Genomic DNA, 6,114 nt, shown 5'->3' with positions numbered 1-6,114 from the left:
ATATATTGATGATAAATTCTCTGAATTTACAATTAAAGTTATGAATGATGATGGTAAGTGGTCTCCAACAAACGGACATATGATTACAGCACCAGCGAAAGATAGACAAGAAGCAATGATGCTGTCCCAAAAATTAATTAAGGAGTTTGAAGAACAAAGCAGTGATTGATTGAACGAATACGATAGTTGAACGCCACAAGGGAGCAGATTGCCGCGGCAGCTGCTTCCTTGCTGCATTGAAGTAACTGGCAGGATAGTTAATAAAGGTAAATCAACTATCCGTATAGAATATTTTCGGAAACAGTGTATCAGCTTGGAGGAAGAAAATGTACAGTTACATTCATTGGCACGCGTTTTTCAAAGCGAATACTGAGGACAATGTTCGTAAGCTGCTCGCAAAATTCGAGGATGTATGTGAGACAAAGGTTACCCAGTCAGTATTTGAACGTTATTGGAAAGACTCCTCATTATATGATGTCGGATTCAGCACGCCCTTAAATAAGGACGAAATTACTGAGGCTGTTTTCTCTACATTAGTCATTTCTCATAAGCTGGCTTATACATGGGAGGTTACTGGTCCTTCTATTTCAGAATCAGGGATATGGCAATTTCGTGGACTGACCACTAACACAAAGGTTACGGGAATCGAATGGATTCAGTTTAGATTAGAGACTGACTCGTAATTGCACTAACGGAAGACGAGAGTTGGGGAGCTGCCGCGAGGACAGCTTCTTTTTGATGCTCATTGAAGTAACTGGCTGGATAGTTCCAATATGTGGTAGTATGTTGGTGTTTAGCTACTAGTTGGAATTTCTGTATTCTTTCCATTTTCTTAACTTCGGAGGTTCTCAAAAATGCCTTATCCAATGGTCCATTTTGCAATTGCTTCAGAACTTTGTTTGCGTAATCCATCTCCTAGTTTTTTAATTGGGAGTATTGCTCCAGACGCTGTCCATGTAAGAGATAATGTGACACGAAAAGAAAAGGGTATTACTCATTTTGTTTGTGAAGATAGATTTCCTAGTATTGAAGTACTTAAGGAAAGATGCCTAGATTATTTCAACCTAAATGATGAGATTGACTGGAAAGATTACGTACTGGGGTATTTTGCCCACATCTATGCAGACATAAGATGGACGGAAGCAGTTTATACGAATTTTGAATGTGAGTACCGAGGAGAGAAAGATGAGATAAGAAGAATCTATAATATTGAGTCAAATCAGGTGGAATTTGATTTAATAAGGAGAGAAGAATGGGCAGAAGCCGTTCTCAACAAGCTGCAAGTAGGAAGCGCCTACACTATTGAACCATTGGTAACTCAAATTGAAGTAAGCCAATACCGAGATATAAAGCTACAGTGGCTACGCAATAAGGACAATGAACCCCAGATAACCCCGATTTATTTAAGAGAAGAATGGTAAAGAATTTTGTTTCAAAGACATCAAATGAGCTAAACGACTTATATAAAGAATGGGGAGTCAAGTCTCTTCAAGTTCATAGCTAACAATCCAAGCAAGAAATGCTTGAGATAACGGGGAACGATAGCAGAATAAATACACAGGGCAGTCGGCAAAACGATCGGCTGCCTTTTCCACTCTAACGGGCAGACTCGAGCAATAACAGATGCGGTTTATGTCTATAATAAGAATAAGAACAATTGAAAGCTGGGATTGAGTGTAGTGAGAGGATATGGTGTGATTTTACTCGTAGTAATTTTGGCTATTTCGGTTATTTATGTGAATACAAATTATTTGTTTAGCCCTATATTTTTTCCAAAAGGAAACATTGCACAGTATGATTATTCTTTTACATCATTTAAAAAGCCTGTCCTTATTGAAGCAGTCAAATGGGACATAGACGGGAATCAAAAGGTAATCCACTACGTTACTGATGAGCAGGAGGTCAAAAGCTTACTAATGGAGTTTGACAAAGCTAACAAACTTGAAGGGTACAGTAATGAGAAGTACCTCTCAGAAGCTCCCTTTCCAGAAAGAGGAGCAGAGTATAACATGAATTTTAAACAGGTAGAGCGTTGGGAGGGTGACATTGCTCAGGGAAGGATTTTAATCAACTTTACGTTTTTCGAGAACAATAACGTGTTTGATATTTCTGGTTCATATTTCTATGAACTAACAGAAAGCTTTAAAGGCGACATTTTAAATGTACTTTCTAAAACGGAACGGTAAGTTTTATAAACAGCTGATTAAGCTAACGAGGAACGATAGTGAAATGATTCTGGAGCAGGCGCCGCGGCGACCTGCTCCTGATCGTTTTACGAACGGGAGGATAGCTTAATTCAAAGGATTGTTTTAAGATAAGGACAAACCATTAAATAGGTGATGTGATGGAAACGTGGAAGTCATTAAAGCTCGATGGTGTTGCAAAAATTGAGAAATGTGTTGCGGAATTTAATATTTGGGAGCTTAATTTAACACCTTGGTCAAAATTTAAGGTGAAGATCTATGAGGATAGTAATGGTAACTTTACTGGCTACACGAATTTGTTATTAAAGACAGAGTCAGGACCTGAGGGTGCTGTGGGGTATGGTAATTCAGTTGAGGAAGCTCTTAAGGATACGGTTACTTATTTTTTAAGTATGCTGAATCAAAGAACGCACATAAGTCAAGATGACTTCGAAGCGGTAGATCCATACGATTTCTAAAAATATGCTAACGGAATGAAGCAACTAAATGAGAATAGGAGTGGCAACGAATGGAGTACTCCGAATTAATCCCAAGAACTAAAATGGATTACGAGCGTGTAGCGTTATTAAAACGAGCGTCAAAAGCAAAAATAATCCCTATCCTTCCTGAACTACTTATGTGGCTACAAGACATGAACTGGCCTATAGCTCAAGATATCGAAGATATACTTGTTGATTTTGAGGAGTACTTAATTCCTCATATTCGGGCTGTTATAAAGACTAATGATGGTGGATGGAAGTTTTTCTTGCTACATGGGTTAATAAATCGCCTGTCAAATGAGAAGCTCTTGGAACTGAAGCCTGAATTAATACGGATGAGATTTAGCCCAACAAAGGATGAGATAGAAGAAGAACTTACTGAAAAAATTGATGAACTGTTAGCGAGGATTGATTAAACTAACGGGTACGATAGTGGGGAGCTTGAATGCAGCAGCTCCTCTTTTGTTTAATTGAAGTGGCAGGTTTACGTAAGAGAGCACATTTGGATATGTTATATTCATTTTGGGGGTAAAAGTTCGATGAATGATAAGAGGCTAACGTTTAGTTTTTATGGGAACACTTTTGGTGCTTTATTTCTTGGACTATCTTATGAACACTGATATTCTGAGCATCGTAACTTTCCATAAGAACGGTTCTACGTTTAGTTTTATAGGAACTCTTCTTTGGGTCATAATTTCATCTACTATTATATATGCCATTCAATTTTATAAGAAAAAGAAGAGGTAGGAGGTAATTGTCCTTAAACTCCCTCGGTACTATAGTTAGTTTGACATCGTAAGGGTTGCCGCGTGTCAGTCCGTTGTTACGCTAACTGCAGTATCCTTGAATAATGGCTTGGTATCTGTAATTATTGATTGAATTATTAAAAACTGATTGGAGGGTTGATAGTGAACTTTTTGCTCCAAGCAATTGGACTTTATTTTATGCCTATAATAGCCTTTGTTTTTATGTATTCTTTTATCACTGTTATAGCGAATAAGGATCACAACCACTTTTATAAGGTTATAAGCTCGATATGCTTTGCAATGATCGCATGGACAATTACGGGCTTAATGATGATTATTCATTAACTCAATGGTAGAAGGTTGGTGATAAAAGTAACGGGGAACTATAGCTCAGATGAAAGAGGAACTCTCAATGAAGATTCGTTTTTTTGTAGTTATCCTAATAGTTGTAAGCCTTGCAAGTGGGTGCGCAAACGGTGAAAAAAAGGAAAGTAAATTATCTTTGGACACTGTAGTTCAAGCAATAAAAGCCGAGGGTCCTGAGTTAATTTCTCAAGGACAACTTGATTACGGATTTGCTGTTATAAATGATGTAAAGCCACATTTGTTCTCGATAGGAAATCAGCTGGAAGACATTGCCCGGCATGAGAACATTTATATATATTTTTTCGATTCAGAACAAGCTCGCAAGGATGGTCTTAACACCTTTAATCAGTATCTTAAAGCAAACGATTTAGCGCTATATCAATTTGCTTATGAGCAAAAAAACATGTTGATAATTTATTACAGCTCCAAATATGAAGATTCAAAGGTTGACGAAAAAATTCAAACGGCAATTCAAACATTAAACTAACGGATACGATAGTTCAATCAAAATAGGAGCAGTTTGCTGCGGCGGCGCTCCTTGTTCATTAAGCTAAATGGCAGGATTGTTTAATTCATTTCGCGAACACCTTAAATATGGAAAGTTCGCGAAGTTCATAAAAAAGACGTTAGCTGAAAGATCGTGAACAGAAAATGAAAAACTTTAAAAGGAGGGAAGACAATATTGATTCCAACAACTAAAAGACTAATAAACTTAATTAAATCATCTCCCAATATTGATTCGAGTATTGTTTCTTCATATACAAATGTGATAGGCAAGTACGGTGAACTTGAAGATGCCATTGGCCTCTTCAAGTTATTTATTGAGGCCCCCTCAGATTACAATAGAATTTTGCTTTTACAACCTATAATGAAGCATGGAGATTTACAATTAGCACAAGAAATTTATGATTACTGTTTTTATCAAAAAGATCTAAGGGAAGGAATGCCATGCGAAGTCTTACATGTTTTAGGATATCTTGGATATACAAAGTGTACAGAAACCCTTGTGTCACTAATTACATCAGATAACTGGCAAATAGCTAAGGACGCAATTTTAGGATTATTACATTTACCATGTAATGATTATGAAAGTCAGATAAAATCCATAATAGATTGCTCATTTGGAAAGAGTCTATTTGGGGAGTTCGTACCAGCACTAAGTTATAAAATTTCAAGCAGCAGTATGGTTTCAAGGTTATTTGAATGGGGAGATAGAAGTGCTTCAACTGATTGTAATTCAGGAATAATCCTAGGAATTGCTTTGTTTGGAGCAGATCATAAATACATAATTAAGAATATTTTATGGAATCAGAATTGGGAAGCTCATGGAAGAGGTACAGGTACATGCATTTGGTCTTACATTGCAATGCAACACGTGGAATTAACCTTTAGGGAATTAATTCAAGATATCAAAATACTTCAGAATGAAGTTATTTCAAAGAAGGATCTCAGATACCGTTTGGATGTTTTATCTGAATTGTTAGAATGTAAGTTGACATTTAATAATCAACCAATTCGGTTTACATTAACTAACAATGAATCGATAGTTGATATCTATAGAGATCTATTTGATTGGAGCAACGAAGACAAGGATGACTCAATCATTGGGATTATTTCAAATATATTAGAACAAGAAGTAGAAATATTAAATAAGTATTATCATATAAGAGAGAAGTTAGAAATGAAAATTGAACATATTATTGAGGTAGATCATTTAGTGGGATATTCAGAGAAGTCACGTTCCATCAGCTAACACCTTATTCAGAACCGATTAACTTTCATTCTCTGTGGTGCCGCACTTTGTGCGGCATGGATGGCTAACGGGTACGATAGAGGGGGAGCTGCCGCGAGGTAAGCTCCTTTTTAATGCCTTAAGTAACGAGCAGATTACTCTAATAAGTATTGTTAAAACGAAAGACAGTAAAAGGGAAATCTGCTGCTTACGCGAATAGATAATTAGTCAAACATCGCCGATCTAGGGAGCTTGAACAGGTATGGAAAAAATCCTCATTATTGGAATTGTTGTTAGTGGTAAAACGACATTGGCTTGAAGTAGAACCAGTTTTGAAGCCAAGTTGAAAAAATACAATGAGAAAGTGATCAGGTTAAGAGATAGCAACAATCCGGATCTTACTAAAGGGACATGACTACGCTCCCTCAGAGAATAAGGTTTTTCTCACGAATGCTCGCTCATTCGCAGAATTTCACATGTATGTTTAAATAGGAGTTTAAAGGATTACATGAGATGGGCTAAGCAGTTCCGTTTGAGGGCATGCGGGAATAGAAGGTGCTGGTCTAATTACAACATCTTCCATATAA

The 6,114-nt window shown here is 36.9% G+C and carries 7 protein-coding genes; all 7 read left to right on the top strand.

What is annotated here, in order from left to right:
- Nucleotides 1-326 precede the first annotated feature (326 nt).
- Nucleotides 327-683, top strand: a complete 357-nt coding sequence (locus DFP97_RS29785; RefSeq protein ID WP_114384287.1) for a hypothetical protein — start codon at nt 327-329, stop codon at nt 681-683.
- A gap of 171 nt (nt 684-854) precedes the next feature.
- Complete coding sequence (locus DFP97_RS29780) at nt 855-1,421, top strand: zinc dependent phospholipase C family protein (RefSeq protein WP_245976649.1); 567 nt, start codon at nt 855-857, stop codon at nt 1,419-1,421.
- Nucleotides 1,422-1,694: 273 nt separating this feature from the next.
- A complete protein-coding gene (locus tag DFP97_RS29775; protein ID WP_114384286.1) occupies nt 1,695-2,186 on the top strand; it encodes a hypothetical protein in 492 nt (163 codons plus the stop codon).
- A 158-nt stretch (nt 2,187-2,344) separates the two neighbouring features.
- Complete coding sequence (locus DFP97_RS29770; RefSeq protein ID WP_114384285.1) at nt 2,345-2,662, top strand: hypothetical protein; 318 nt, start codon at nt 2,345-2,347, stop codon at nt 2,660-2,662.
- Between the two features lie 50 nt (nt 2,663-2,712).
- The gene (locus DFP97_RS29765; protein WP_114384284.1) at nt 2,713-3,099 is read left to right on the top strand and encodes a DUF5071 domain-containing protein; all 387 of its coding nucleotides are present in this window, start codon (nt 2,713-2,715) and stop codon (nt 3,097-3,099) included.
- A gap of 742 nt (nt 3,100-3,841) precedes the next feature.
- A complete protein-coding gene (locus DFP97_RS29755) occupies nt 3,842-4,282 on the top strand; it encodes a hypothetical protein (RefSeq protein ID WP_114384282.1) in 441 nt (146 codons plus the stop codon).
- Nucleotides 4,283-4,477: 195 nt separating this feature from the next.
- Entirely contained in the window at nt 4,478-5,548 is a 1,071-nt protein-coding gene (locus DFP97_RS29750; protein WP_114384281.1) for a hypothetical protein, read from the top strand.
- The last annotated feature ends 566 nt before the right edge of the window (nt 5,549-6,114 follow it).

Source organism: Paenibacillus prosopidis (assembly GCF_003337375.1).
Taxonomy (GTDB): Bacteria; Bacillota; Bacilli; order Paenibacillales; family Paenibacillaceae; genus Pristimantibacillus; species Pristimantibacillus prosopidis.
The sequence above is the reverse complement of the archived record's forward strand: the minus strand, read 5'-3'. Positions and strand labels throughout refer to the sequence as shown.